Raw genomic sequence first — 23212 nt, forward strand, 5'->3', positions numbered from 1 at the left:
GTGGGGGTGAATGCGTGGGCCTTTAAGCGCCTTCAACCACGCGCAGCGCACTGGCTCGTTCCAGCGCGGCCTTGCGCACGGCCTCCTGCACCTTTTCGAAGGCCCGAACCTCGATCTGCCGCACGCGCTCGCGGCTGATGTCGAACTCGGTCGAGAGATCCTCCAGCGTTATCGGCTCCTCGGTGAGGCGGCGGGCCTCGAAAATCCGGCGCTCACGGTCGTTCAGAACCTTCATGGCATTGGCCAGCAGTGCGCGGCGGCTCTCGAGCTCGTCCTGTTCGATCAGGATTTGTTCCTGATTGTCGTGATCGTCCACCAGCCAATCCTGCCACTGGCCGGAATCGCCTTCGCTCGCCTTGATCGGCGCATTGAGCGAAGCGTCGCCAGAAAGGCGACGGTTCATCGAGACGACCTCTTCCTCACTGACCTTCAGGGTCGTGGCGATCTCCTTCACCTGTTCCGGCTTGAGATCGCCTTCATCGAGAGCCTGAATGCGGCCTTTCAGCCGTCTCAGGTTGAAGAACAGGCGCTTCTGGTTGGCCGTCGTGCCCATTTTGACCAGGGACCACGAACGCAGAATGTATTCCTGGATGGCAGCCTTGATCCACCACATGGCGTAGGTCGCGAGGCGGAAGCCGCGATCCGGCTCGAACTTCTTGACCGCCTGCATCAGGCCGACATTGCCTTCGGAAATGACTTCGCCGATCGGCAGACCGTAGCCGCGATAACCCATCGCGATCTTGGCAACGAGGCGAAGATGGCTCGTTACGAGCTTGTGCGCGGCCTTGCGGTCGTCATGCTCCTGGTACCGCTTGGCGAGCATGTACTCTTCCTGCGGCTCGAGCATGGGAAATTTGCGAATTTCGTCGAGATAGCGGTTGAGACCGCCCTCTCCAGCAGCGATGGTCGGCAAGGTATTGCGGGCCATGAAGCACCCCCTTTGTGCGTCGCCGGCCTCCGGGACGGCAGGCCGGGCCTGTGGGTCTTCATCCAAGACCCCACGAGGCTAATAGATAAGTGCGGCGAAAGCATGATTCAAGGAATCCAGTTTCACGCTGTCGTGAAACTGGAGAAAGAAATCGGCGGGTTGAAACGCCTATAAGATTGGAATCTTCACACGCAAATTCAAGGGGCTCCGACCCGCAGCGCCGCGATCAATTCCTGAATATCCGCCGGCACAGGCGTTTCGAAATGCATGGTCTCGCCGGTTGCGGGGTGTTCGAACTGCAGCATGAAGGCGTGCAGGGCCTGTCGTGGAAAGCGGTTGACGGCGGCTCTCGCCGGTTCCGGCAGCAGATTGGCCTTGGTGCGGAAGGCCGCGCCGTAATCCGGATCGCCGATCAGCGGATGACCGATATGGGCCATGTGCACGCGGATCTGGTGGGTACGCCCGGTCTCCAGATGGCACTCGACGGTGGAGGCGAGAGAGGTGCCGTCCGGTTTCTCGTGATAGCGCTCGATCACCTCGTAATGCGTGATCGCCTCGCGTGCATCGTCGCTGTCTTCGCGTTTGACGGCCCGTTTCGTCCGGTCGCCGGCCCGCCCCAGCGGCGCGTCGATCTTGCCTTTCAATTGGCGCGGCCGGCCCCAGACTACGGCGCGATAGGCGCGCTCGAGCGGCCCGCTGCGGCCGTGGTCGGCGAACTGATCCGAAAGGTGGCGGTGTGCGGCATCGTTCTTCGCGACCACCATGACGCCGCTCGTGTCCTTGTCGAGGCGATGCACGATACCGGGGCGCTTGACGCCGCCGATGCCGGAAAGGCTGTCGCCGCAATGGTGGATGAGCGCGTTGACGAGGGTTCCCGTCCAATTGCCGGCGCCGGGATGCACGACCAGGCCGGCCGGCTTGACCAGTACGATCAGGTCGGCATCCTCGTAAAGCACGTCGAGCGGGATCGCCTCACCCTTGGGTTCGGGATCCTCCGGCTCGGGCAGGGCAATCCGGAACGAGTCGCCGGGGTGAACCTTTCGCTTCGGTTCGGTGACGGTCGCGCCGTTGATCGAGACGGCTCCTTGTTCGATCAGGCCCTTGATGCGATTGCGGGAAAACTCGCCCGCAAGCGCTTCCGTCAGGAAGGCGTCGAGGCGCCCGGCCGCGTCATCGCCTGCCGTCAGGACTTTCCTATTGCCGGGCGCTTGTTTAAAGGGATCGTTCATTCCGTTCCAATTCCGATAGAAAGCCGACCATGACCGCAATCGAGCCTGAAGAACAGGAAGACAAGCCGCTTGATCCAGCGATGGAGAACGTCCGTCGCAAGATGGTGCGCCTGCAACTCGTCTCGGCCGGCGTGATGCTGGTGATGCTTATGGCCGTCCTCGGAGCCATTGTCTACAAGCTGACCCGCACGGACGGAAGGGCCGAGGCGGCGCAGCCGGCCTTGAGCGTGCCCGGCGATGCGCCGGTGAGCGCCATTGCGGCGCTGCCGGCCGGCTTCTCGGTGAGCAATGTGGCGCTTTCCGGCTCGCAGCTCGTCTTCTACGGCAGCCTGCCCGGTGCGGAGCCGCGTGCGATCGTTTTCGACATCAGGGCCGGCCGCATCGTCGCCGACGTCACTGTCAGGACCAATTGACGATATGACTGATCCTCTCCTTCGCATCGACGATCCGGCGGACCCGCGCATAGCCGGGTTCCTGTCGATCAAGGAGCGCGATCTGACGGGACGGCAGGGCCGCTTCATCGCCGAGGGGACCGTCGTGCTCAGGATGCTTGCGGCCGCGCATCGCGAAAGGCGCGGCATCGCAGCCGAGGCGATCCTGCTCCTCGAGAGCCGGGTGGCCGGTATCGCGGACCTGCTCGCGCAGTTTCCGCCGGACGTTCCGGTTTATGTGGCGGCCGGCCGCGTCTTCGACGCGATCGCCGGGTTCAACATGCATCGCGGCGTGCTGGCGCTCGGCCGGCGCGATGCTGCGCCCGGCCGCGATGCGCTGATTGCAGGATTACCGCAGTCGAGCCTCGTGCTCGCCGCCTGCGGCATATCGAACCACGACAATATGGGGTCGCTCTTTCGCAACGCTGCGGCCTTCGGGGTCGATGCGGTGCTGATGGACTCGATGAGTTGCGATCCGATGTACCGCAAGGCAATCCGCGTATCCGTGGGGTCGGTGCTGACGCTGCCCTTCGCGCGCGAGGGTACAGCGGCGGAGCTGATCGAACGTCTTCAGACGGCAGGTTTCGTCCTCTGGGGTCTGTCCCCGCGCGGCACCGCCGACATCACCGCGATCCCGCCGGCGCCGCGCACCGCATTGCTGGTCGGCACCGAGGGCGAGGGGCTGCCCGAAGCGATACTTTCGGAAATTCGCACGGCCCGCATCCGGCAACGGCCCGGCCTGGACAGCCTCAACGTGGCGATGGCGGCGGGCATCGCGCTTCATCAGGTTGCAAGCATCAACGGCAGGGTTTGAGCGGAACGGCGAGCGTTTCGGCACGATCGGTGCGGATACAAGGGGCATGCCGCCGGCATCCCGGCCTGATCTCATTCGGGCTCCAGCATCTCCTTCACCCGCTGCGCCAGGCTCCTTCGGCCTGCCCGCCGTTCGGCATCTTCGCCGGCAAGAAGGCCGTGGATGGGCGAGGTGTTGCCCTCGCGCGTCGCCGTCAGGGTGACCATGCCTGCTGCGATTTCGGCCATCTCCTGGCGGAGCGCCTCATCGTGAGCAGCCGATTTGGAGCCGACAAGGCGTTCGGAAAGCGCTGTCGCCCGGTTTCTGAGATCGTCGGAAAGCGCAGTCGTGTCGAGGCCATCCGTCGCGGCGTCGTGCTCGTCCGCATGCTTCGAACGCTTCGCACCGCGCGTTTTGACCTGCGACCTCAAATGGGCGATCTCTGCCGCGCGTTGTTCGAGGGCACTCTCGCGATCGGCGTTGGCCGCCGTTTCGCGGGCGAGCCGGTTTTCGAGTTGATGCATGCGTGTCTCGTCCTGGGTGAGGCGCTGCTCCATTTCCCCGGCGCGGGCGGTTTCCGCCTCCAGGTTGGCGCGTAAGGTCTCGCGCTCGTCGTGGATCGCTCGCATCCGGCTCTTCAGGTGCTCGATTTCGGTATCGCGCGCCGCAAGGTCTATCTTGAGGCCATCGAGGTCCGCGCTCTGCTTGTCGATCCGGCTCTGCAGCGCGCGGACGGTCTCGGAATGCGCGCCGTTCTCTCGTGCCGAGCTTTTGGCAGCCGCCTCCATGCTTTCCAGGCGTTGTTCCAGCCGACGGATGGTAGAGCGCATGGCGGCCGCCTCGACGTTCATATCCGCCAGCTGCGCTTGAAGTTCGGTGTTTTCGCTCACCAGATGGCGCGTGTCTCTCAGGGTTCTTTCATGCTGCACCATCAGCGCGACAGCCTTGTCGCGCTCGCGGCGCAGCGCCTGAAGCGTCTTGGCGTTTTCGACGGCATAGGTCGCGCGCGCCGCATCCCTTTGCGCGCGCACTTCCTGCGGGCTCAGAGGCATCGTTGCCTTCAGCCTGTCCTCCGCAAAGCGCACGATGCGCCTTTGGATGGCAGGGGCGACGAGAAGGCCGATGACGACCGCCGTCAGGAAGCCCAGGGCAAAGAGGAGCGCATATTCAATCACGTGCTGGCCGTTTCAGTGTGGACCGGGTCTGCAGCAGGCAGTCATTCGCGTTCATGCAGTAAGCATGATGCGGGAAATGCTGCAACAATTACCGCAAGCTTGCACGTCTTTTCGGGCAGGGTTCATAGGCGCCGTGGCGCGGGCGCTTCAGAAGGGGTTCCAGGTCGGCTGCTGCGTCAGCTTGAGATAGCCGACATTGATGCCGAGCCTCGCGCCGATGCCGGTGCGGATCGGCACCACCACGACATGTTCGTCCGTCAGCACCGTCATGCCGACGCCGGCGACCACGTAAGCCGAACCGGAGACGCCGCCGAAGCGCTTGTAGAGAGCGGGCACGCTTGGCAGATTGTAGACGAGCATCATGGCGCGGCTGCCCTGGCCACCCCAGTCGAGCCCGAGCGACGGGCCCTGCCAGAAGACGCTGTGCTGCCCCACATTCTTGGTATGGAGCTCGCCCTCGCCATAGGTGACGCCGGCGATGAAGGCACCGGATCCTTCCTGGCCGAGGATATAGCCGTTCGGCAGACCATAGCGCTCGAAGGCGCGCTCGACGACCTTGGCAAGGCCCCCGGACGTTTCGCCGAAGAAACCGTGACCGGCGTCGACGATCTCCTGCATCGTGTACTGGCTGGAGTTTTGGGATTGCGCCTGTGCGCCAGAGGTGCCGGCGATCAGGGTGCTGGCCACCAGGGCCATCATGGTCACAATAGCGCGGACAGCCATCAGGGTGGTCTTCATCATCGGCTGCATCGTTTCCTCCGTCGGGGCGCGAAAGCGGCTCGCGCGCCGGCCGTCATGACCGGCTCTTCCATCGGCTGCGCCGTCGGTGCCGGCACGGGCCATTTTTCACAAGCATGCGCGCGGAACGCACTAGCATTTGGAACGAGTGCACCTTATCGGCTTCCAGGAACCCACCTGAAATCGGGGTGCTCCTACAATTTGAACGGATCATCTTAACAATCGGTTTACCAAATGTGATGTCATTATGGCTTATCGACATATGGCACGACCGCCCGCCTCATGATCTTACTCACGACCGTGCGGGAGCTGCGTCGGGCTTATGCGCGCCCGGCGCCGCGACAGCCCGTGATCCGGTTTGAAGCGAGCAAGGAAGAATGATGGCAAAGAATCCGAATCTGACGTTGACGGGACACGATCTGGCCGCGCTGCTGTGCAGCCGCGTCTGCCACGACATCATCTCGCCGGTCGGCGCCATCAACAACGGTCTCGAACTGCTCGACGAGGGCGGCGCCGATGCGGATGCGATGGACCTGATTCGCACCAGCGCGCTCAATGCTTCCGTACGGCTGAAATTCGCGCGCCTTGCCTTCGGGGCCTCGGGCTCGGTCGGCGCCTCGATCGACACCGGCGAGGCCGAGAAGGCCGCCAAGGACTTTGCCGCTTCGGAGAAGAAGACCGAGGTCAACTGGAACGGACCGCGCGCGATCATCGCCAAGAACCGCGTCAAGCTGCTCCTGAACCTGTTCCTGATCGCTTATGGCTCGATCCCGCGTGGCGGCGTCATCGACATCACTCTGGAAAATCCGGAGTTCGACGCGATATTCACCCTCAGTGCCAAGGGGCGGATGATGCGCGTGCCGCCGAAGCTGGTGGAGCTCATCTCCGGCACGCCGGAGGAGGCGGTCGACGCCCATTCGATCCAGCCCTATTACACCGTGCTCCTGGCGGAAGAGGCCGGCATGGAGATCGACGTCGTATCGACCGGCGAAGCGATCGTCTTCACCGCTCGCGTGGTAGCGCCCGAAACGGTGAGCGCCTGAGGCGGAACCGAGCGCGGCTTTCGGCACATCTGGCCAATTCCATCGTCTCATTGCCCTGGTGACGGGAGGACTCACGCGCCCTCCCGCATGCTTCACGACCGCATCGCTCCAACCGACGGGAAGCACCGGCGGATTTCAGCGCGGCGGGTGAGGCCGCGTCACCGCGGTAACTGTTTCTTTGCCAAATACGTATAGGATTGCTTGATGGAGATGGTTTCGCGTGTGGCGAAGCGGGAAGGAGATGGACGTGCGGCGCTTGATGATTGCTGACGGATCGGATGTTGTGCGCAAGGTCGGGAAGCGCATCCTGTCGGGAATGGGATTCCTGGTTTCCGAGGCGCCGAGCAGCCTTGAAGCGCTGGTGCGATGCGAGGCCGAACTGCCGAACATCCTTATCGTCGACGCGGGCCTCGACGGTGCGCTCGACCTGATCGGCAATATCCGTCGCCTGCCTGAGGGCGCTTCGGTGCGGATCTATTACTGTGTCGTCCAGGCGGATCTCAAGAAGATGATGGCCGGCAAGCGGGCCGGTGCCGACGATTTCCTGCTGAAGCCTTTCGACCGCAAGATACTGACGAGTGTTTTCGCCGGTCAGTCCATGGCAGCCTGATACAGAGCCCGCAGGCATTCATCTGCGCGGGGTCTACCCTTGATCCCTGTTGTGCCGGAAATTCGGCCAGCCCCGAGGCTTTGAGCTGAGTGGCGGCCCCGAAGGGCAGCGACACTCAACCGGCTTTCTCTAAAATCTCGACCATCTTTGCCCGCCAATCCGGTTCCTGCTTTCTTTCGAGCACAGTGCGGGGCAGGCGAAGGGTAACCACAAAAAACCCGCCCAGACTAGGCGGGTTCGGCTGCTTTTGGGGACAGGGGGCGGATGCGGGTTTTCGCGGCCCGGTAATGCCGGAAATCAGGCGGTTTCCAGGTAGTCGCTGCCTTCCGGCTCGCGCAGCACATAGCCGCGGCCCCAGACGGTTTCGATGTAATTGGCGCCGCCGGCGGCATTGGCGAGTTTCTTGCGCAGCTTACAGATGAAGACGTCGATGATCTTCAGCTCCGGCTCGTCCATGCCGCCGTAAAGGTGGTTCAGGAACATTTCCTTGGTGAGCGTTGTGCCCTTGCGCAGCGAGAGCAGCTCCAGCATCTGGTATTCCTTGCCCGTCAGATGCACGCGCTGGCCGCCGACCTCCACGGTCTTGGCGTCCAGGTTGACGATCAGCTCGCCCGTCGAGATGACCGACTGGGCATGGCCCTTGGAGCGGCGCACGATCGCGTGGATACGAGCCACCAGCTCGTCCTTGTGGAAAGGCTTGGTCATATAGTCGTCGGCGCCGAAGCCGAGGCCGCGGACCTTGTCCTCGATGCCCGCCATACCCGAAAGGATGAGAATCGGTGTTTTGACTTTCGACAGACGCAGCGTTCGCAGAACTTCGTAACCGGACATGTCCGGCAGGTTCAGGTCGAGGAGAATGATGTCGTAGTCGTAAAGCTTGCCGAGATCGACGCCTTCTTCACCGAGATCGGTGGTGTAGACGTTGAAACTTTCGGACTTGAGCATGAGCTCGATGCTCTGAGCCGTCGCGCTGTCGTCTTCGATCAGTAGAACCCGCATAGTCTTCCCCTTTTCCGCCGCCCAAGGTTGTCGTGGCATCCTTACGCGATACGGATCCAGTCGTTGCCTGATTTGGAGGCTGCCACCAAATGGTTAACAAATTCTGATTCACTCTGGCAAGGTGTATCGAAAATGTTAAATATTTTTAGCAGTCCCCTGATTCAAAACGTAAATCTGAAATTGCGCTCCTCATGTGATATATGAGGGAATGCCGTTAACTGACTCTACCGACTCGTAAATGCTCGAAAGTCCACATTTCATGCATCAGCATTTACGGAGCCTTAAATCATCGCACCTATGATTAACGATGCCCGTAAACGAAAGGTTACCAGCGGTAGGCATTTGTTAAGGCCGCGGTCGATTTTTGTTTCCGGCTCGGTTGGGCCGGCACAACGGGCCGCAGATCGCGACGATTCCGGGAGTCCGGGATCTAAATGTGGTCGGCTAGAAGGAGTTAGAGCGGGATGCGGGCGGAGATCTTCGTCACACCTTTCCCTTATTCCGCTCGGGAACAGTAACCGGGGTCTCGGTATCCACGGGAGTATTGCGTATGAAAGCACGTGAGAGCCTAGTCCGACTGAAGGAATTTCAGGTTCGGGAAAAGCAGCGCCAGCTCAGCCAGCTTCAAATGATGATGGCCGAGTTCGAGCGCATGACCAAGGATCTGGAGAACCAGATCGTCTTCGAGGAGAAGAAGTCGGGAATTTCCGACCCTTCGCACTTCGCCTACCCCACCTTCGCCAAGGCTGCCCGCCAGCGGGCCGATAATCTCCAGGTTTCCATTCGCGAACTGAAGATGCAGCAGGATGCGGCCGAGCTCGCGCTCGAGGAGGTGCAGGCGGAATATGCGAGGGCGGCAGCGCTCGAGGAGCGGGATACGGGCGCGCGGCTGCGCGCCTGAGAGAGCAGCTACGGCACCGCGTATCTGATGAGACGCGCGGTGCATTGGAGCGCCGTGCGTGGGAATGCACGCACAAAGAACGCTCCAACTATTAAACCGGCGCAGCGTGCTTTCGGAAAATCGATTCCGGTTTCGGGCCGATGGGGTAGGACAAGGCGGTCCCTTGCACCGTCAGCCCTGGATTACATCCCGCCACTCCGGATGGCGCATGACCTGGGCGCGCATGAACGGGCAGAGCGGGATGATCTTCCAGCTGCCCTTGCGGGCCTCTTCGATCGCGTGGAGGGCCAGCGCCTGGCCGACGCCCTTGCCGCGCAAGGCGTCCGGAACGAAGGTGTGGTCCACGATTATGAGATGCGGCGACGACCTGGAATAGGTCATCTCCCCGGTGTGGCCGTCGAGCGTCGCCGTGTAGCGGCCTTTGGTATCCGTTTCTTCCTGGGCGATGTCCATCGGGCGTCCTTCGTTGCCATGCGTTGGTGGCGATACTGTAGCTGCAGCATGATGTGCTGGATGGTTTTATCGTCAAATCGGCAAAAACGAAACCGGCGGCTCGGGAGCACCCCAGCCGCCGGCTCGAATTATGGCCCTGCAGGGATTGATCAGTGGCGATATTGCTGGATGCGCGTCGTGCGCAGGCCGGCGAGACCATGGTCATTTATCGAGGATTGCCAGGAGAGGAATTCCTCTACGGTCAGCGTGTAACGCTCACATGCCTCTTCGAGGCTCAACAGGCCACCACGCACGGCGGCGACGACTTCAGCCTTCCTGCGGATGACCCAGCGCCGGGTATTGGCCGGCGGCAGGTCCGCGATCGTCAAAGGACTGCCATCGGGGCCGATGACATATTTCACGCGTGGACGCATCATTTCGGTCATGGGACTCTCTACACAAACTCAAGACCATATGGCTGTGACCTTAGCTTGCCACATTTAATAATTGCCTAAACCCTCGATAACCATTTGATCATCATTTGAGCGGCCTCGGCCACGGATGGTTCGCAAGGGCGGCTGTTCGTGACGCAAGGGAACGGCGGGCCTTCCACGACTTTTCGCCATGCAGGCCATGCAATCACCACATTTCGCTTCGACTGGAGCGATAGCAGGGCGCCGGATCAAACGGGTGTCCACGTGCACGCTCCCGGAATAAACCCGGGCGTCACGCAGTTTGCGGGCGGCGCGGCTCATGCCCGCGGCACGGGCAGGGCGGCGCTCTCAGCCCCACCAGGCCAAGACCGCCTTAGTCTCCATAGCGGCGGCAACGCCGGCAGCACGGTGACCGGAATGAAGGATTCGAACGAACCGGCCTCGCGGCGTGAGGCCGAAACGAACATGCCTTTCGAGATCGACCCCGCCTCGGTACGCACGGAGTACGAGCTCCTGCATCTGCTGCGGCGGCTGATCTCGCGCTACGGCTTCGCGCATTTCATGATTGCGCGCCTGCCTCTCGCCGACGAGCAGCGCTTTTCCGAGCGTCTCGTGCTGAGCAATTGGCCCGCCGAGTTGGTGCGGCAGTATGATGCCGGCGATACGTTCCAGACGAGCGAGCTGGTCGAGCGGCTGCGTCAGACGAAGCTGCCCGTCACCGGCGGCCCTGAACTCATGGAGCCCGCGGGCAAGGGGGGCGGCAAGGCCGCGGTTTTCCGCCTCCCGCCCCATGCCGGTATGGGTCACTTCGCGGTGCTGCTGCACACGACCTATGGCGAGCCTTTTGTGGCAGTGCTTTCCGGTACGCGGGACGAGCCGACCGGCGCCGAGCGTGCGACGCTCTATCTGGCGCTATTGCAGCTTTTCGAATGCCTCGAGCGTACCTTCGACGCCGGCAGCGGCGCCCGCGAGAAGCTCTCGAGCCGGGAGGTCGAATGTCTGCGCTGGGCGGCGGCGGGAAAGAGCAGCGACGAGATCGCCATCATTCTCGGAATATCCGCCTATACGGTGAGCAGCTATTTCAAGAGCGCGACCCGTAAGCTCGACGCCGTCAACCGCATGCAGGCGATCGCCCGGGCGATGCGGATGAAGCTGATCTGACGGATCGAGCGCTCGGCCGACGTTCCGCGTCCGCTCTTGCCGTGACGGGCGCAAGTTTCTATATGTCGCGGCACGGAAAAGTCTGATGCATGCCGCCCGGCACCGAGAGCGGTTTTGGGTGACGATATGCACGAAGAAAATACCGCAAGGGCGTAAACCCTTCAGAAAATGCCGCGCCGCCCTCATGTGTCGCCGTGCGGCCTCAAGCGTGAAACAGGGTGCCGGCACAGGAGCCGCCCCCGGATGCCGGATTGGATCCCGTGAACAGTCTCGATTTTGACCGCAAGCCCGAAGATACGCGCGTCGTCGTCGCCATGTCCGGCGGCGTCGATTCTTCCGTCGTGGCGGGGCTTCTCAAACGCGAGGGCTACGACGTTCTCGGCATCACCCTGCAGCTTTACGACCATGGCGCGGCGGTGCACAGGGCCGGCTCCTGCTGCGCCGGTCAGGATATCGACGACGCCCGGCGCGTGTGCGAGACGATCGGCATTCCCCATTATGTGCTCGATTACGAGGCGCGTTTCCGCGAGACGGTGATCAACCCCTTCGCCGAAAGCTATATCGCCGGCGAGACGCCGATCCCGTGTGTCGCCTGCAACCAGACGGTCAAGTTCGCCGACCTGCTCGCGACCGCCAAGGAACTCGGAGCCGATGCGCTCGCCACCGGCCATTACATCCGTTCGCGGCCGAGCCCGAAGCCGCGTTATGCCGGCCAGCGCGCGCTCTATCGGCCGGCCGACGCCGAGCGCGACCAGAGCTATTTCCTCTTTGCGACAACGCAGGAGCAGATCGACTATCTGCGCTTCCCGCTCGGCGGTCTTCCCAAGAGCGAGACCCGGGCGCTCGCCGAGGAGATGGGTCTTGTCGTCGCCAAGAAGGCCGACAGCCAGGACATCTGTTTCGTGCCCCAGGGCAAATACAGCGACATCGTCTCGAAACTGAAGCCGAACGCGGCGCTTGCCGGCGAAATCGTCCATCTCGACGGTCGCGTGCTGGGCGCGCACGAGGGCATCCTGCATTACACGATCGGTCAGCGCCGCGGCATCGGTGTCGCGACCGGCGAGCCGCTCTATGTCGTCTATCTCGACGCCCGCTCGCGCCGCGTGATCGTCGGCCCGAAGGAGGCTCTGGAGACGCGCCGCGTCTACCTGCGCGACGCCAACTGGCTGGGTGACGAGGAACTGGAGGCGGCAGCCGGGCAGGGCTTCGAATGCTTTGCCAAGGTGCGCTCCACCCGCCGCCCCGCCCCGGCGGTGCTCAAGAGCGATGCCGAAGGGCTCTATGTCGAGCTCGTCGAAGGCGAGGCGGGTGTCGCGCCCGGCCAGGCCTGCGCGCTCTATTCCGGCACGGGCGAGGATGCGCGCGTCTATGGCGGCGGCTTCATCCGCAGGTCCGAGCGCGAGCCGGCCGCGGAAGCGGCGCTGAAGGCGCTTTTGCAGGCGCCGGCGGCAGCGTAAAGCGGGGGATCCCGGCGTGGCGGGAAAACATCGCTTTTTCCCGAAGACATTGCTTGACACTAGCCGGAACAGCGCCTTATAAGCCGCCCGACCAGCCAAGACGGGCTTCGTTCAGAAGCTTCACGGCACCGGCGGCGGAGTAGCTCAGTAGGTTAGAGCAGAGGAATCATAATCCTTGTGTCGGGGGTTCGAATCCCTCCTCCGCTACCATCTTTATCACCGATAATTCGGAGTCGATGACCCGTTCGCGTTCGACGAGATGGTATGGCTCAACGAGGCAATCTGAGGGAATCCCCCATTCCCTGTGAAGCTTGCGGATCATATCGACAGTGAGAGCACGCCTCTTATTCAAAACCTCAGAGGCACGCGAACGGGAACCAAAAAGCTCAGCGAGATCGGTCTGTGTACGACCGAACATCTCCATGTGGGCCTTTATCAGATCGACTGGCTCTGGTGCCTCAATGGCATAGTGCTCATTCTCGTAAGCCTCAATGAGGGTCGAGAGAATATCGAAGCGGTCTGCTTCCTCGGTCCCGATTTCCGGCTCGTTGTCAAAATACTTTGAGACCTCTGCAATAGCCCATGCAAGGTCATCATCGTTCCTGATGGCGCGAATGTTATCCATTCACTGTCTCCCGGTCTATGTCGTCGTACTCTTTATGAGTGCCAACAAACTTGATCAGCACTCTTTTGAACGGATATGCGACGTGGACGATAAGGCGATATTTGTTGCCTGAGATGTCGAATATGATGCGGTTGTCGCTCACAAAATCGACATTGGCGCCGAACATCGCCATCACATCGGCCGAAGCTGCTGCCGCTCAATCACTCGAGGGTTCTGGTTTCCTCTCCGATATGCCCGCGCCTCGCAATCGCGCGACGTCTTGGGCGTCCGCATTAGCACCCTCTCCCAGTCCACCGCATGCCAAATGCCATTCAAGGGCGGAACCAATCCGCTCCCCTGCCGTTCAGATATGAGTTTAAGCAAACTCTCAAATGAGAGTATGGAGGAGAAGTCATGAACATCGGCAGGCTTTTCGCGGCCGGGTTGATTTTGGGCGGCGCGGCGGCTGCTGTACCTTCTGCTTCGTCAGCCCAGTCATTCGACCTGTATATCGGTCCGGACGGTCCGCAGCTGCGTGATCGCAGATACGACGATGACGACTATGATTATCGTCCGTCTCGCGGCTGTAGCGAGCGTCAGGCCATCCGTCGCGCCTATCGGCTTGGAATCCGCGATCCGGATATCCGGTCGATCACGCGCCGCGAGGTTGCGGTCGACGGTGTCGGCCGCCGCGGTCGGCTTACGACCGTCTATTTCGCAAATCGGCCGGGATGTCCTCGCATAGGTTGAGCCTCTTCTGCTAGTATAGCCGAACGGCCGCTGTCATACGGTGCCGCGCGTTTCCGGACGCACGGCGCCGTTCAGCACGCTGCAACGAACGGCAACGCTCGGTCAACGCGGCTGCATTGTCTGTACGAATGAGCCGCGACGGAACTTCCCGGCGCCGGCTTTGTTCGCAATTCCGGGGAAGTGCGCGGCGTTTTTCGCCCGGAGTTGCGGCAACGAAGGGTTAGAGCATTGGCGGAGCGGAAATGCTCCAGATCACGATGTTTTTAGGTCTGGTTGACCCAAAAACACAACCGTGATCGATTCCAAGAAGTTGGAGCGGGATGCGGGCGGAAATCGCACACACTTTTCCTCATCCCGCTCCGGGTCGGTCAGGAGGATCGCATGCCGGCGCCGAAAGAGATGGATTCCGCATTGACCAGTCTTCCCTTGAGAATCGGGGCCTATATCCCCGACGATCTCCTGGAGGACTGGTTCGCCCCGGGAACGGGAATGAACCCGCCCTCGGAAACGGCTTTAACCGAGGCAGCCGCATACGGGCGGCGATTCGAGTGCGAATTCAAATATTATCCCGAGCGAAAGGAAGGGGTCTTCTGGAAATGGGTACCAGCCATCTGAACGAAGGCAATCTGGAGGAGAAGGCCATCAATGCCGTTATCGAAGAACTTCAGCGGCAGGCGGCAGAAAACCCTTCGAAGCTTCAGGTCCGCCAGGCGGGAGACAAGCTCGCGGTCAACGGAGAAATCGACGTCGACGCGGTGGTGATGGTGGTCGTGGGGTCGATGGCAGGAGGCCCTTGAGGCCCTTGAGCCGCTTTCGGCCTTTTGGCCCTATGCCCTTGTCCGAGCCGGTCCGTTTGGGCCGCGCGAGCGCGTGCTATTCGAGCCCGCGCGAGGGGAAGGGCTCACGAAGGATTATCCTTGTCGCCCGTGGCACTCGGCGGATTTTCGTCGATGGTTTCGATGCCGTCGGCATTGACCTTGGTGTCCTCGATCCTAGTGGAATTGGTCGAGGGGAAGCGGTCGACATAGACGTAGAAAATCGCACTGGCGATTATGATGACGGCGGCGCCGATCAGCGCCAGTCGCTCCCAGGTTCGGGTCATGACATCACCTCCGGTCGGTCATGGTCGAAACCGCAGCCGCGCGCAAAGGTTCCGGCCCCGGGAGCGTCCGCCGGACTTGACGCGACGCGGAACCATTTGTGCCCGTCCGGCGTTAGTACCAACGCAGTTGGGAGGCGCAGGATGAAACACGCAGAAATTGGAAAGCTCGACAAATCCCAGGCCAGGCATGTCTGGGATGTGGCGGAGTATTGCAGGCGCACCGGCATCCACAAGGCCGAGGAACGCGCCTGATCAGGGTTCTCGGGCGATTTGCATCCAGCCACGAGCTTCAGATGAACATCGTGCGTCCTCAGACGCGCATGCGCTGACATCTCCGCGTTTCCATCGCCGTCTAATCGTTCGCTGTTCCGTCGAAACAGCGATACACGCAGCAGCAGCCGCAGGAGGCGCACGTGTGGGCAACTCTCACCGGTGCAGTTCTTTTTATCAGCGGGCTTCTCTACATGGCATGGGAGGCGCTCGGGCGGCGGCGGCTGAGCCAGCCGCCGCAAGGCAATCCCAAGCAGACGCTTGAGCCGCGCGGGCAAGGGCTGCGCTTTCTGAGCCCGCTGCGCAACTGGCTGGGCGTCGTGCTCATGGTTGTCGGCGGCATTCTGCTGCTCTTCGGTATGCGCTGAAACGGCGTGCCTCCCTGTTTCCGGACGAGACAAAAACGGATGATGGCGCGGCGTTCAGGCCGGGCCGATCTCGATCAGGAAAACTTCCGATGCGATGTCGGCCGAGAGCGTGAGCGTGGCCGGCTGGACGAGAACCGCCGCGTCGAGCCCGTGCAGGGTTGCGGAAACGCCTTCGGTCACGAGCGCAACGCTGCCGCGATGACAGAAGAGAACGAGATCGCGGGCGCTCGTAGCCACCGGCTGCGAGCCCTCGACATGAATCCTGCGCACGCGGTGTTTCAATGCCTGGCGGCGTGTCATCACATTGAGATCGGTGACCGGGCCATCCGCGAGGGTCGCGGATGTCGGCAGATCGGCAGGAAAGGTGAGGGGGGCGTCCGAGGCGGTCAGCAGTTTCGGTTGCCGGCCCTCGATCGCAAGCGTCATCCCGCTACCCTCCAGGATCGACAGCGTGCGGTCGATCCCGGGAAAGATCGAGAAGGCGCCATTGGTGGCGACGGTCGCCATGCTTATGCGCCAGTCGAAATCGGCAATGGTGGCACGGTCCGGAGAGACGGCGATTTCCACCGTCTCTCCGCCGCCGTTCTTCCACGGCATATGCCTGTACTCGCTCGAGCGCAGAATTCGCATCATCGTCAGCCGAGCCATCCCATCGACGTTCCGATCCAAATGATCGGCGCCGTCACCAGTATGCTCAATACGACGCGAATATACCAGATCACCAGAAGATCGCGAAAGCTGAGCGGGATCGAGGTCGCCAGCATGCAAGGGACCGAGGCAGACAGGAACAGAACCTGGCTGACCGATACCACCGCGGCCAGGAACTTCACCTCGGGCACGGCCTCCTTGAGCAGGATAGCGGGCAGGAACATCTCGGCGAGACCGGAGGCGAGCGCCTTTGCCGCCTGCATCGGCTGGCCGAACTGCGCGAGCCAGGTGAAGGGGTAGAGCGTCAGGCCGAGAATGTCGAAGATCGGCGTGAACTTGGCGGCGAGAAGCCCGATGAGCCCGACTGCCATGATGCTCGGCAGGATCATCGCCGCCATGCGCAGTCCGTCGGAGAAGCTTTCGCGCAGCAGCGTCGGCAGGCTCTTGGCGATTGCCGCCTGCTCAAGGCCGGTCTCCACGGCGACGCTCAGGCGGCTGCGCCCCGGGGGCAACGGCTGGTCCCGATCGCCCTCGTGCGCAAGCCTGGAAAGGGGCCAGATCCGGGCGGTGATCGCAGAAACGATGAACGTGACGACGAGCGTCGTCCAGAAATAGAAATTCCAGATGTCCATGAGTCCCAGCGTCTTCGCCACGATGATCATGAACGTGGCGGACACGGTGGAAAAGCCTGTCGCGATGATCGCCGCTTCGCGCACCGTGTACTTGCCTTCGCGGAACACGCGGTCGGTGATGAGGAGCGCAAGGGAGTAGCTGCCGACGAAGGAAGCGACGGCGTCGATGGCGGACCAGCCCGGCGTACGCCAGATCGGCCGCATCACGGGCTGGACGAGCACGCCGGTGAATTCGAGAAGGCCGTAGCCGATCAGAAAGGCGAGTGCCAAAGCGCCGATGGGTACGATCAGCCCGACCGACAGCACCAGCTTGTCGAAGAGGAAGGGCAGCATGTCGGGCGCGAAGAAGATCGCAGGCCCTATGCCGGCGAGATAAAGGCCGGCAAGCACCAGTCCGAGGACGCGCAGGACCGAAAAGACGGCATCGGTCGTCGTCTTGCGCCAGGTCCCCTTCACGATGGGTTCGAAGGCGCCGTACGCCATCAGCAGCAATACGAAGCCGATCGCCACCGGCCGTGCATGGGTCGATATGGCCGTTGCCGCATGGTCGAGCAGGATCGTCGACTTGCCGGCGATTTCGACCGGCACGAAGAACAGAAATATGCCGATGAGGCTGAAAAGAATGAGCCGCAAGGCTGCGCCGCCGCGCGAGCCCCCTGCCTCGGTGGTGATGTGCGTCATGTCGTCTCCTCCCTTCCCGTTCAGAGCGGGGTTACAGGCTGGCCTTCGCCGGCGCGGCTCGCATCAACAGCCGCATCCGGTCGAAGTCTTCGTTCATCGGGCGATCGTCGCGATAGGCTGGAATCGCCGAGCGTATGCGCCCGTAAAGGGCAGCAGTGCGTTGCGCCTTGCCCGGTCCCTGCGGCTGCAGTTCATAGGCCTGAGCGGACGCAAGCAGTTCGATCGCCAGAATCCGCTCGAGGTTGTCGACGATCGAGAGCGCTTTCCAGGCCGCCGGTGTCGCGTGGGTGAGCATGTCTTCCTGAAGCGCGGAGGTGATGCCGCCGTCGAGGCTGGCCGGCGCTGCGAGCCGCCGGTTCTCCGCCACGAGCGCGGCAGCCGTGTACTGCGCGATCATGAACCCCGAGCACACGCCGCTGTCGCCGGCGAGGAAGGCAGGCAAACCGCTCACCAGAGGGTTCACCAGCCGGTCGATGCGGCGCTCGGAAATTGCTGCGACCTCCGCCACCGCGACGGCGAGGCTGTCCATTGCGAGGCCGAGCGCGGCACCGACGGCATGGGCCTGCGAATGCACCTCGGGTGCCTCCGGCGCACCGGCAACGGCCGGGTTGTCGGTAACGCTTGCAAGTTCGCGATCGACGATTTCGGCTACCTGGACGAAGGCGTCGCGGGCGGCGCCATGCACCTGCGGCACGGCCCTGAGACTCAGCGGATCCTGGGTGCGGGTGCCGGCAGTGCCTGCCAGCATCGGGCTGTCCGCCAGCCAGTCGCGCAGGCTTTCGCCCACTGCGTTCAGGCCAGGGGATCGGCGCAGAGCCAAGGGCAATTCGGCAAAGGCATTGGCCTGGCTGCCGAGGTTTTCGTAAGTCATCGCCGCGGCTGCATCCGCCCAGGCGAAGAGCGTTTCCGTGCGTGCGAGCGCCAGCGCCGCCAGACCGGTGGCGCATGGGGTTCCGTTGACGAGGCTGAGACCTTCTTTCGCTTCGAGCCGCAACGGCGCAAGCCCCAGACGGGCGAGGGCATCGCCGCCGCTCAGTCTTTCAGTCCCGTGCATGGCCGAGCCGTGACCGATCAGTACGAGGCCGATCGCGGCGGCGTGGGTCAGATATCCAACCGAACCACGCGACGGAATGAGAGGGATGATGTCGGCGTTGAGCAGCGCCAAGAGTGTTTCGATCGTCTCGATCCGCACGCCGGAATAGCCGTGGGCGAAGTTGGCTATCTGTGCTGCCATGACGGCCCGTGCTTCCACTCGACCCAGCGGATCTCCGACGCCGCAAGCGTGGCTCAGGATGATGTTGCGCGAAAGCGCCTGCTGGTTCTCACGGCTGATGACGACATCGCAAAGGGCGCCGACGCCGGTATTGATGCCGTAGCCACGGATGCCGCGGTCCACCAATGCGTCGACGATCCGGCGGGCATGGGCGATCCGCCGGCGCGCGGGCTCCGACAGGTCGAGGCGGGCGCCCTCGGCGATCGAAGCGATCTCGCGCCAGGTAAGCGGCCCATCGATCGAAATCATCTCACCCATGGGTCTGCGGCCTTTCGTGCCGGCGCTGGACGAACCGGGCAACATAGTCGTTGGCAGGGTTGTCGAGGATGTCGCCCGGTGTGCCGACCTGAACGACCTGACCGTCCTTCAGGATCGCGATCTCCGACCCGATGCGCAGGGCCTCGTCGAGATCATGGGTGATGAAGACGATGGTCTTTGCAAGATTCTGCTGGAGTTGCAGCAATTGGTCCTGCATGTCGCCGCGGATCAGCGGGTCGAGGGCACTGAAAGCCTCGTCCATCAGGATCACATCGGTGTCGGCGGCGAGCGCTCGTGCAAGGCCGACGCGCTGCTTCATGCCGCCCGAGAGCTGATGGGGAAATTTCGCGTCGTAGCCGGACAGGCCGACCGTTTCGATCCATTTCATGCCGATTTCGCGGGCATCGTCCTTCGACACGCCGCGCACGCGCTGGCCGTAGACGACATTCTGGAGCACGGTCCGGTGCGGCATCAGGGCAAAGCTCTGGAAGACCATGCTGACGCGCCGCATGCGAAAGGCACGCAGCGCCTTCGCACCCAGGTCGAGGATGTTGTCGCCGTCGAAAAGGACCTCGCCGCTCGTCGGTTCGATCAGCCGGTTGAGGTGGCGCACCAGCGTCGACTTGCCCGATCCGGAAAGCCCCATAATCACGAAGATCTTTCCGGCGCCGATCTTCAGGCTGACATCGTTGAGGCCCACGCTGCAGCCGGACCTCGCCAGGATATCGGCCTTATCGAAGCCGTCCTTGAGCATGGCGAGCGCCTTCTTGGCGTCATGCCCGAATATCTTGTAGACGTTCCGGATCTCTATATCAGCCATTGCGGGCGTCCTCCGTCCGGGGCTTGCCGAAGCCTTGCGTGATGCGGTCGAGCACGATCGCGAGAATGACGATGCCGATGCCGGCCTCGAGGCCCTTGCCGACGTCGAGCGTCTGAATGCCGTTCAGCACCTGTTCGCCGAGGCCGCGCGCGCCGATCATCGAGGCGACGACGACCATCGACAGCGCCATCATGATCGTCTGGTTGAGGCCGGCCATGATCGTCGGCGTCGCAAGGGGCAGTTCGACGCCGAAGAGGATCTGTCGCGGACTGCCGCCGAACGCCGTCGCAGCTTCGACGACTTCCGCGTCGACCTGGCGGATGCCGAGATCGGTGAGCCGGATCAGCGGCGGGACGGCGTAGATGATGGTCGCGAGGATAGCGGGCACCTTGCCGAGCCCGAAGAGCATCAGCGCCGGGATGAGATAGACGAAGCTCGGCATGGTCTGCATGACATCGAGCACCGGCAGAGTGATGTTGCGGACGGTGCGGCTCTTCGCGACGAGAATCCCCATGGGCACGCCGATCACTACCGAGACGATGGTCGCCATCAGCATCAGCGCGAGCGTCTGCATCGTCAGGTCCCAGAGTCCGAGGACGCCGACGGCAACCAGCAACGCGCCGACCGCCAGCGTCAGCGACCAGCGCCGCGAGCTCCGCCAGGCAAGCGCCATGAAGGCGAGAATGACGAGCCACCAGGGCAGGCCGCGCAGGATCCATTCAATGAACAGAACGGCCTTCAGGATGACGGCGCTGATCGCCTTGAAGACCCAGCCGTAATTGGTGACGAGCGCCTGGATGAAATCGTTCACCGGCGCGCGGATCGAGAGATTGAGAGAGTCCGGAAACATCGGATATCGTTCCTTGTTCAGGGCGGCGGCGGGAAGCCAAGACCCTCCTGGCCCGGGGAAGCAGCCCTTTCCCTACCATCGCAACGCGCCCCGCCTGGTGGCGGGGCGCTGGCGATTGCCGGCCGGAAAGGCCGCTTTTACTTGAGACCGGCTTCGATCTTGCCGCGCGCCTCTTCCGAGACCCACTTGCTCCAGACGTCGCCCTTGGTTTTCAGGAATTCGGCGGCAGCCGCCGTGGCGTCGACCTTGTTGTCGGCCATATAGGCGAGGCTGGCGTTGACCTCCTCGAGCGGGAATGTTGCCTTTTCCAGAATCTCGACGATTTCCGGCGCTTCCGAAGCGAAGGTGCTGTTCACGCCATAGGCCACGTCGACGGAAGGGAAGGCGCAGCCTTCGTCACGTTTGCCGTTGGCACTGCTCAGTTCTTTCCAGCAGGCTTCGTTATAGGCCGGCTCTTCGAGCTGGATCAGCTCGAATTTCCCCATGATCGCGGTCGGCGACCAGTAATAGAAGAGGATAGGCTCACCCTGGAGATAGGCGGAGGTGATCGCCGCATCCAGCGCCGTTCCCGTCCCCGGCCGGAAGTTCACATAGGCCTCATCGAGCTTGTAGGCCTCGAGCTTGGCGGTGCTCACGCCCTCGCAGGTCCAACCGGAGGGGCAGTTGAGGAACCGGCCTTTGGATGGCTCCTCCGGATCGGCGAAAATCTCGGCGATCTTCGGATCGGTAAGCTGTGATACGCTTTTCAGGTCCGGCGCCTTGGCTTCGATATTGCGAGCGGGATCGCCGTGGACGACATAGTCGGGCACGAACCAGCCTTCGCTGGCACCTACGAAGGTCTTGCCGACGGCCACCACCTTCTTTTCTTCGACCGCCTTGTTCCAGACGTCCGAACGGCCGAGCCATTCCTCGGCGAAAATCTGCACGTCGTTGTTGGCGGTTGCCTGTTCGAGAGTCACGGAATTGCCGGGGATCGAGTCGACCTGGCAGTCGTATCCCTTGGCAAGGATCGTCTTCATGACCTCGGTGATGAAGGCGCCGCTTTCCCAGTCGATGCCGGCGAAGGTCACGGTCTTGCCGTCGCCGCAATAGGAAGCATTGGCGCCGCTGGCGGAAGCCGCCAGCATCAGGCCGGCGGCAGCGAAGGTGAGTCTCATTGTGCTGATCGACATGCGCATTCCCCCTTTTTTTAATCGCGATTCGATTGCTATTTGAGCTTGTTCAGAACGCACGCGAAGGCGCGATCGATGTCTTCCTCCCGGTCATGCCGTCCGTCGCGGATCTTCCATTCGCCAGCGATCATGACGTCGCGAACCGTATCCCCGCCGAGTGCGAACAGCCAGCGGTCGAGAATCTGGTTGCCGCTTGCCGCGGCGATATAGGGATTGGATCCGTCGAGAACGACGAGGTCGGCCATCGCGCCGACGCGGATGCCCGGCTCTTCCATTCCGGCGGCATGTCCGGCCGCTTGGGCGCCGCCGGCAAGCGCCGCATCGAAGATTGTCCTGCCGACGGAGGCGCCGGGCGCGGCGAGCCGGTTGCGCCTGCGGTCGCGCAGGCGCTGCCCGTATTCGAGGAGCCGAAGCTCTTCCGCGACGCTCGTCGCGACATGGCTGTCGGTTCCGACCCCGAAACGTCCGCCTGCCGCAAGAAAATCGACCGCGGGAAAAATTCCGTCGCCGAGATTGGCCTCGGTCGCGGGGCAAAGGCCGGCGACCGCTCCCGACCGGGCGAGCCGGTTCGTCTCGTCGGGCGTCATGTGCGTCGCGTGGATCGCGCACCAGCGCTCGTCCACCGGCATGTTGTCGAGAAGCCATTCGACCGGGCGCCGGCCGCTCCAGGCCAGGCAATCCTCCACTTCGCGGGGCTGCTCGGCGACATGGATGTGGATGGGGCCGCTGAGGGGAGATGATTCCAGGATCGCGCGCATTTCCTCCGGCGTCGCCGCCCGCAGCGAATGGATCGCATAGCCAAGCCTCGCGCCTGTCGCATTGCAAGCGGGCGAGAGACGATCGAGCAGCGCGAGGAAGCGGTCGGGATCGTGCAGGAAGGGACGCTGCCCCGCGCTCGGCGCAGCTCCGCCGAAATTGGCATGGGCGTAGAAGACCGGCAGATGGGTGAGGGCGATACCGCTCGTCTGCGCGGCTCTTAGTATCCGCAGCGACATTTCCGCCGGGTCCGCGTAAGGCGTGCCGTCGAGCTGATGGTGAAGGTAGTGGAATTCGACGACACGGCCGAAGCCGCCTTTCAGCATTTCCACATAGAGCTTGGCGGCGATTGCCTCGAGATCGTCCGGGTCGACCAGACCGACGGTGCGATACATCTCCTCGCGCCAGGTCCAGAAGCTGTCGTCGCCTGTTCCGGCCACTTCCGCAAGGCCGGCCATCGCACGCTGGAAGGCGTGGGAATGCAGGTTCGCCATCGCCGGCACGACGGGTCCGGACAGATGCTCGTCGCCCGGTGCCTTCGATTGCCCTGCTTCCACCGCGAGAATGCGTCCCGCGGGGTCGACGGAGATCGCGACGTCCTTGGACCAACCGGTCGGCAGCAGCGCCTGTTCGGCAAACAGTCGATGAGCGGACAAAGCTGTCATGAGCGCCGTTCCTGTGCGTGGTTGTATATGGA

Annotated in this window: 27 protein-coding genes, 1 tRNA gene and 2 pseudogenes; 13 read left to right on the forward strand and 17 right to left on the reverse strand. The window is 62.7% G+C overall.

Annotated elements, in window-relative coordinates:
* Positions 1-22: 22 nt before the first annotated feature.
* The gene (rpoH, locus tag ACFHWW_RS08930; RefSeq protein WP_003527567.1) at positions 23-928 is read right to left on the reverse strand and encodes an RNA polymerase sigma factor RpoH; all 906 of its coding nucleotides are present in this window, start codon (positions 926-928) and stop codon (positions 23-25) included.
* Between the two features lie 197 nt (positions 929-1125).
* Positions 1126-2157 (reverse strand): RluA family pseudouridine synthase, encoded by a 1032-nt coding sequence (locus ACFHWW_RS08935; RefSeq protein ID WP_324762288.1) that lies wholly within the window; start codon positions 2155-2157, stop codon positions 1126-1128.
* Positions 2158-2186: 29 nt separating this feature from the next.
* Here ACFHWW_RS08935 and ACFHWW_RS08940 point away from each other — a divergent pair, with 29 nt between their 5' ends.
* Together ACFHWW_RS08940 and ACFHWW_RS08945 are read left to right on the forward strand one after the other, a co-directional pair.
* Positions 2187-2570, forward strand: coding sequence for a hypothetical protein (locus tag ACFHWW_RS08940; RefSeq protein WP_018096861.1), 384 nt, complete (start codon positions 2187-2189; stop codon positions 2568-2570).
* A 4-nt stretch (positions 2571-2574) separates the two neighbouring features.
* Complete coding sequence (locus ACFHWW_RS08945) at positions 2575-3402, forward strand: TrmH family RNA methyltransferase (protein ID WP_379938005.1); 828 nt, start codon at positions 2575-2577, stop codon at positions 3400-3402.
* Positions 3403-3473: 71 nt separating this feature from the next.
* On the opposite strand, the gene ACFHWW_RS08950 is transcribed toward ACFHWW_RS08945, so the two are convergent.
* Both ACFHWW_RS08950 and ACFHWW_RS08955 read right to left on the reverse strand, forming a co-directional pair.
* On the reverse strand, positions 3474-4556 hold the full coding sequence (locus tag ACFHWW_RS08950) for a hypothetical protein (RefSeq protein WP_379938006.1): 1083 nt from the start codon (positions 4554-4556) through the stop codon (positions 3474-3476).
* A gap of 147 nt (positions 4557-4703) precedes the next feature.
* A complete protein-coding gene (locus tag ACFHWW_RS08955; RefSeq protein WP_029963813.1) occupies positions 4704-5306 on the reverse strand; it encodes a DUF1134 domain-containing protein in 603 nt (200 codons plus the stop codon).
* A 368-nt stretch (positions 5307-5674) separates the two neighbouring features.
* Between ACFHWW_RS08955 and chpT the strand changes: the two genes are divergently transcribed.
* Complete coding sequence (gene chpT, locus ACFHWW_RS08960) at positions 5675-6337, forward strand: histidine phosphotransferase ChpT (protein WP_018096865.1); 663 nt, start codon at positions 5675-5677, stop codon at positions 6335-6337.
* A 241-nt stretch (positions 6338-6578) separates the two neighbouring features.
* Positions 6579-6947, forward strand: coding sequence for a PleD family two-component system response regulator (locus ACFHWW_RS08965; protein WP_010970151.1), 369 nt, complete (start codon positions 6579-6581; stop codon positions 6945-6947).
* Positions 6948-7244: 297 nt separating this feature from the next.
* Here ACFHWW_RS08965 and ctrA read toward each other — a convergent pair whose 3' ends face one another.
* A complete protein-coding gene (ctrA, locus tag ACFHWW_RS08970) occupies positions 7245-7946 on the reverse strand; it encodes a response regulator transcription factor CtrA (protein WP_003527557.1) in 702 nt (233 codons plus the stop codon).
* A 550-nt stretch (positions 7947-8496) separates the two neighbouring features.
* On the opposite strand from ctrA, the gene ACFHWW_RS08975 reads away from it, so the two are divergent.
* On the forward strand, positions 8497-8847 hold the full coding sequence (locus ACFHWW_RS08975; protein ID WP_003527555.1) for a hypothetical protein: 351 nt from the start codon (positions 8497-8499) through the stop codon (positions 8845-8847).
* Positions 8848-9018: 171 nt separating this feature from the next.
* Here the strand turns inward: ACFHWW_RS08975 and ACFHWW_RS08980 are convergent, their stop codons facing one another.
* Positions 9019-9300 (reverse strand): GNAT family N-acetyltransferase, encoded by a 282-nt coding sequence (locus ACFHWW_RS08980; RefSeq protein ID WP_018096866.1) that lies wholly within the window; start codon positions 9298-9300, stop codon positions 9019-9021.
* A 149-nt stretch (positions 9301-9449) separates the two neighbouring features.
* Positions 9450-9725 carry a DUF1153 domain-containing protein gene (locus tag ACFHWW_RS08985; protein ID WP_003527546.1) on the reverse strand — a complete coding sequence of 92 codons (276 nt, stop codon included), beginning with the start codon at positions 9723-9725 and terminating at the stop codon, positions 9450-9452.
* 405 nt (positions 9726-10130) lie between these two features.
* On the opposite strand from ACFHWW_RS08985, the gene ACFHWW_RS08990 reads away from it, so the two are divergent.
* The 3 genes from ACFHWW_RS08990 to ACFHWW_RS09000 all read left to right on the forward strand — a co-directional run bounded on the left by ACFHWW_RS08990 (position 10131) and on the right by ACFHWW_RS09000 (position 12541).
* Positions 10131-10874, forward strand: coding sequence for a LuxR C-terminal-related transcriptional regulator (locus ACFHWW_RS08990; RefSeq protein ID WP_379938007.1), 744 nt, complete (start codon positions 10131-10133; stop codon positions 10872-10874).
* A gap of 260 nt (positions 10875-11134) precedes the next feature.
* Complete coding sequence (mnmA, locus tag ACFHWW_RS08995; RefSeq protein WP_379938008.1) at positions 11135-12331, forward strand: tRNA 2-thiouridine(34) synthase MnmA; 1197 nt, start codon at positions 11135-11137, stop codon at positions 12329-12331.
* 133 nt (positions 12332-12464) lie between these two features.
* Positions 12465-12541, forward strand: a tRNA-Met gene (locus tag ACFHWW_RS09000).
* Here the strand turns inward: ACFHWW_RS09000 and ACFHWW_RS09005 are convergent.
* Both ACFHWW_RS09005 and ACFHWW_RS09010 read right to left on the reverse strand, forming a co-directional pair.
* Entirely contained in the window at positions 12498-12956 is a 459-nt protein-coding gene (locus ACFHWW_RS09005; protein ID WP_275598086.1) for a type II toxin-antitoxin system HigA family antitoxin, read from the reverse strand. The two genes, ACFHWW_RS09000 and ACFHWW_RS09005, sit on opposite strands and share 44 nt — an antisense overlap.
* Positions 12949-13134: pseudogene (locus tag ACFHWW_RS09010) on the reverse strand (type II toxin-antitoxin system HigB family toxin); the annotation flags it as partial. The gene ACFHWW_RS09005 and the pseudogene ACFHWW_RS09010, both read right to left, overlap by 8 nt.
* 215 nt (positions 13135-13349) lie before the next feature.
* On the opposite strand from ACFHWW_RS09010, the gene ACFHWW_RS09015 reads away from it, so the two are divergent.
* From ACFHWW_RS09015 to ACFHWW_RS09025, 3 genes are all read left to right on the forward strand, one after another.
* Entirely contained in the window at positions 13350-13685 is a 336-nt protein-coding gene (locus ACFHWW_RS09015; protein ID WP_100674148.1) for a hypothetical protein, read from the forward strand.
* Positions 13686-14066: 381 nt separating this feature from the next.
* Positions 14067-14300, forward strand: a complete 234-nt coding sequence (locus ACFHWW_RS09020; protein WP_100674216.1) for a hypothetical protein — start codon at positions 14067-14069, stop codon at positions 14298-14300.
* Entirely contained in the window at positions 14282-14482 is a 201-nt protein-coding gene (locus ACFHWW_RS09025; protein WP_379938009.1) for a hypothetical protein, read from the forward strand. Before ACFHWW_RS09020 ends, ACFHWW_RS09025 begins: the two co-directional genes overlap by 19 nt.
* Before the next feature lie 104 nt (positions 14483-14586).
* Here ACFHWW_RS09025 and ACFHWW_RS09030 read toward each other — a convergent pair whose 3' ends face one another.
* A complete protein-coding gene (locus tag ACFHWW_RS09030) occupies positions 14587-14787 on the reverse strand; it encodes a hypothetical protein (RefSeq protein ID WP_018096872.1) in 201 nt (66 codons plus the stop codon).
* 141 nt (positions 14788-14928) lie between these two features.
* On the opposite strand from ACFHWW_RS09030, the pseudogene ACFHWW_RS09035 reads away from it, so the two are divergent.
* Positions 14929-15116 (forward strand): annotated as a pseudogene (locus ACFHWW_RS09035) (hypothetical protein).
* A gap of 84 nt (positions 15117-15200) precedes the next feature.
* Complete coding sequence (locus ACFHWW_RS09040; RefSeq protein WP_018096874.1) at positions 15201-15425, forward strand: membrane protein; 225 nt, start codon at positions 15201-15203, stop codon at positions 15423-15425.
* 54 nt (positions 15426-15479) lie between these two features.
* On the opposite strand, the gene ACFHWW_RS09045 is transcribed toward ACFHWW_RS09040, so the two are convergent.
* From ACFHWW_RS09045 to hutF, 7 genes are all read right to left on the reverse strand, one after another.
* A complete protein-coding gene (locus ACFHWW_RS09045; protein ID WP_018096875.1) occupies positions 15480-16073 on the reverse strand; it encodes a HutD family protein in 594 nt (197 codons plus the stop codon).
* The gene (locus ACFHWW_RS09050) at positions 16061-17386 is read right to left on the reverse strand and encodes a YjiH family protein (protein ID WP_379938010.1); all 1326 of its coding nucleotides are present in this window, start codon (positions 17384-17386) and stop codon (positions 16061-16063) included. Before ACFHWW_RS09050 ends, ACFHWW_RS09045 begins: the two co-directional genes overlap by 13 nt.
* 31 nt (positions 17387-17417) lie before the next feature.
* The gene (gene hutH / locus ACFHWW_RS09055; RefSeq protein ID WP_379938011.1) at positions 17418-18917 is read right to left on the reverse strand and encodes a histidine ammonia-lyase; all 1500 of its coding nucleotides are present in this window, start codon (positions 18915-18917) and stop codon (positions 17418-17420) included.
* Positions 18910-19737 (reverse strand): glycine betaine/L-proline ABC transporter ATP-binding protein, encoded by an 828-nt coding sequence (locus ACFHWW_RS09060; RefSeq protein ID WP_100674152.1) that lies wholly within the window; start codon positions 19735-19737, stop codon positions 18910-18912. Before ACFHWW_RS09060 ends, hutH begins: the two co-directional genes overlap by 8 nt.
* Positions 19730-20587: a proline/glycine betaine ABC transporter permease gene (locus tag ACFHWW_RS09065; protein WP_018096879.1), complete on the reverse strand. Its 858-nt coding sequence runs from the start codon at positions 20585-20587 to the stop codon at positions 19730-19732. Before ACFHWW_RS09065 ends, ACFHWW_RS09060 begins: the two co-directional genes overlap by 8 nt.
* A 137-nt stretch (positions 20588-20724) precedes the next feature.
* On the reverse strand, positions 20725-21759 hold the full coding sequence (locus ACFHWW_RS09070) for an ABC transporter substrate-binding protein (protein ID WP_379938012.1): 1035 nt from the start codon (positions 21757-21759) through the stop codon (positions 20725-20727).
* A gap of 35 nt (positions 21760-21794) precedes the next feature.
* Positions 21795-23180: a formimidoylglutamate deiminase gene (hutF, locus tag ACFHWW_RS09075; protein ID WP_100674155.1), complete on the reverse strand. Its 1386-nt coding sequence runs from the start codon at positions 23178-23180 to the stop codon at positions 21795-21797.
* Positions 23181-23212: the final 32 nt, after the last annotated feature.

Source organism: Sinorhizobium sp. P24N7 (genome assembly GCF_042436655.1).
GTDB lineage: Bacteria > Pseudomonadota > Alphaproteobacteria > Rhizobiales > Rhizobiaceae > Sinorhizobium > Sinorhizobium meliloti_A.

What these genes read in the sequence shown, in the direction of transcription:
- rpoH (WP_003527567.1), bottom strand. Translation starts at nt 928, where the DNA reads ATGGCCCGCAATACCTTGCCGACCATCGCTGCTGGAGAGGGCGGTCTC.
- ACFHWW_RS08935 (WP_324762288.1), bottom strand. Translation starts at nt 2,157, where the DNA reads ATGAACGATCCCTTTAAACAAGCGCCCGGCAATAGGAAAGTCCTGACG.
- ACFHWW_RS08940 (WP_018096861.1), top strand. Translation starts at nt 2,187, where the DNA reads ATGACCGCAATCGAGCCTGAAGAACAGGAAGACAAGCCGCTTGATCCA.
- ACFHWW_RS08945 (WP_379938005.1), top strand. Translation starts at nt 2,575, where the DNA reads ATGACTGATCCTCTCCTTCGCATCGACGATCCGGCGGACCCGCGCATA.
- ACFHWW_RS08955 (WP_029963813.1), bottom strand. Translation starts at nt 5,306, where the DNA reads ATGCAGCCGATGATGAAGACCACCCTGATGGCTGTCCGCGCTATTGTG.
- chpT (WP_018096865.1), top strand. Translation starts at nt 5,675, where the DNA reads ATGGCAAAGAATCCGAATCTGACGTTGACGGGACACGATCTGGCCGCG.
- ACFHWW_RS08965 (WP_010970151.1), top strand. Translation starts at nt 6,579, where the DNA reads ATGGACGTGCGGCGCTTGATGATTGCTGACGGATCGGATGTTGTGCGC.
- ctrA (WP_003527557.1), bottom strand. Translation starts at nt 7,946, where the DNA reads ATGCGGGTTCTACTGATCGAAGACGACAGCGCGACGGCTCAGAGCATC.
- ACFHWW_RS08975 (WP_003527555.1), top strand. Translation starts at nt 8,497, where the DNA reads ATGAAAGCACGTGAGAGCCTAGTCCGACTGAAGGAATTTCAGGTTCGG.
- ACFHWW_RS08980 (WP_018096866.1), bottom strand. Translation starts at nt 9,300, where the DNA reads ATGGACATCGCCCAGGAAGAAACGGATACCAAAGGCCGCTACACGGCG.
- ACFHWW_RS08985 (WP_003527546.1), bottom strand. Translation starts at nt 9,725, where the DNA reads ATGACCGAAATGATGCGTCCACGCGTGAAATATGTCATCGGCCCCGAT.
- ACFHWW_RS08990 (WP_379938007.1), top strand. Translation starts at nt 10,131, where the DNA reads ATGAAGGATTCGAACGAACCGGCCTCGCGGCGTGAGGCCGAAACGAAC.
- ACFHWW_RS09005 (WP_275598086.1), bottom strand. Translation starts at nt 12,956, where the DNA reads ATGGATAACATTCGCGCCATCAGGAACGATGATGACCTTGCATGGGCT.
- ACFHWW_RS09015 (WP_100674148.1), top strand. Translation starts at nt 13,350, where the DNA reads ATGAACATCGGCAGGCTTTTCGCGGCCGGGTTGATTTTGGGCGGCGCG.
- ACFHWW_RS09020 (WP_100674216.1), top strand. Translation starts at nt 14,067, where the DNA reads ATGCCGGCGCCGAAAGAGATGGATTCCGCATTGACCAGTCTTCCCTTG.
- ACFHWW_RS09025 (WP_379938009.1), top strand. Translation starts at nt 14,282, where the DNA reads ATGGGTACCAGCCATCTGAACGAAGGCAATCTGGAGGAGAAGGCCATC.
- ACFHWW_RS09030 (WP_018096872.1), bottom strand. Translation starts at nt 14,787, where the DNA reads ATGACCCGAACCTGGGAGCGACTGGCGCTGATCGGCGCCGCCGTCATC.
- ACFHWW_RS09045 (WP_018096875.1), bottom strand. Translation starts at nt 16,073, where the DNA reads ATGGCTCGGCTGACGATGATGCGAATTCTGCGCTCGAGCGAGTACAGG.
- ACFHWW_RS09050 (WP_379938010.1), bottom strand. Translation starts at nt 17,386, where the DNA reads ATGACGCACATCACCACCGAGGCAGGGGGCTCGCGCGGCGGCGCAGCC.
- hutH (WP_379938011.1), bottom strand. Translation starts at nt 18,917, where the DNA reads ATGGGTGAGATGATTTCGATCGATGGGCCGCTTACCTGGCGCGAGATC.
- ACFHWW_RS09060 (WP_100674152.1), bottom strand. Translation starts at nt 19,737, where the DNA reads ATGGCTGATATAGAGATCCGGAACGTCTACAAGATATTCGGGCATGAC.
- ACFHWW_RS09065 (WP_018096879.1), bottom strand. Translation starts at nt 20,587, where the DNA reads ATGTTTCCGGACTCTCTCAATCTCTCGATCCGCGCGCCGGTGAACGAT.
- ACFHWW_RS09070 (WP_379938012.1), bottom strand. Translation starts at nt 21,759, where the DNA reads ATGTCGATCAGCACAATGAGACTCACCTTCGCTGCCGCCGGCCTGATG.
- hutF (WP_100674155.1), bottom strand. Translation starts at nt 23,180, where the DNA reads ATGACAGCTTTGTCCGCTCATCGACTGTTTGCCGAACAGGCGCTGCTG.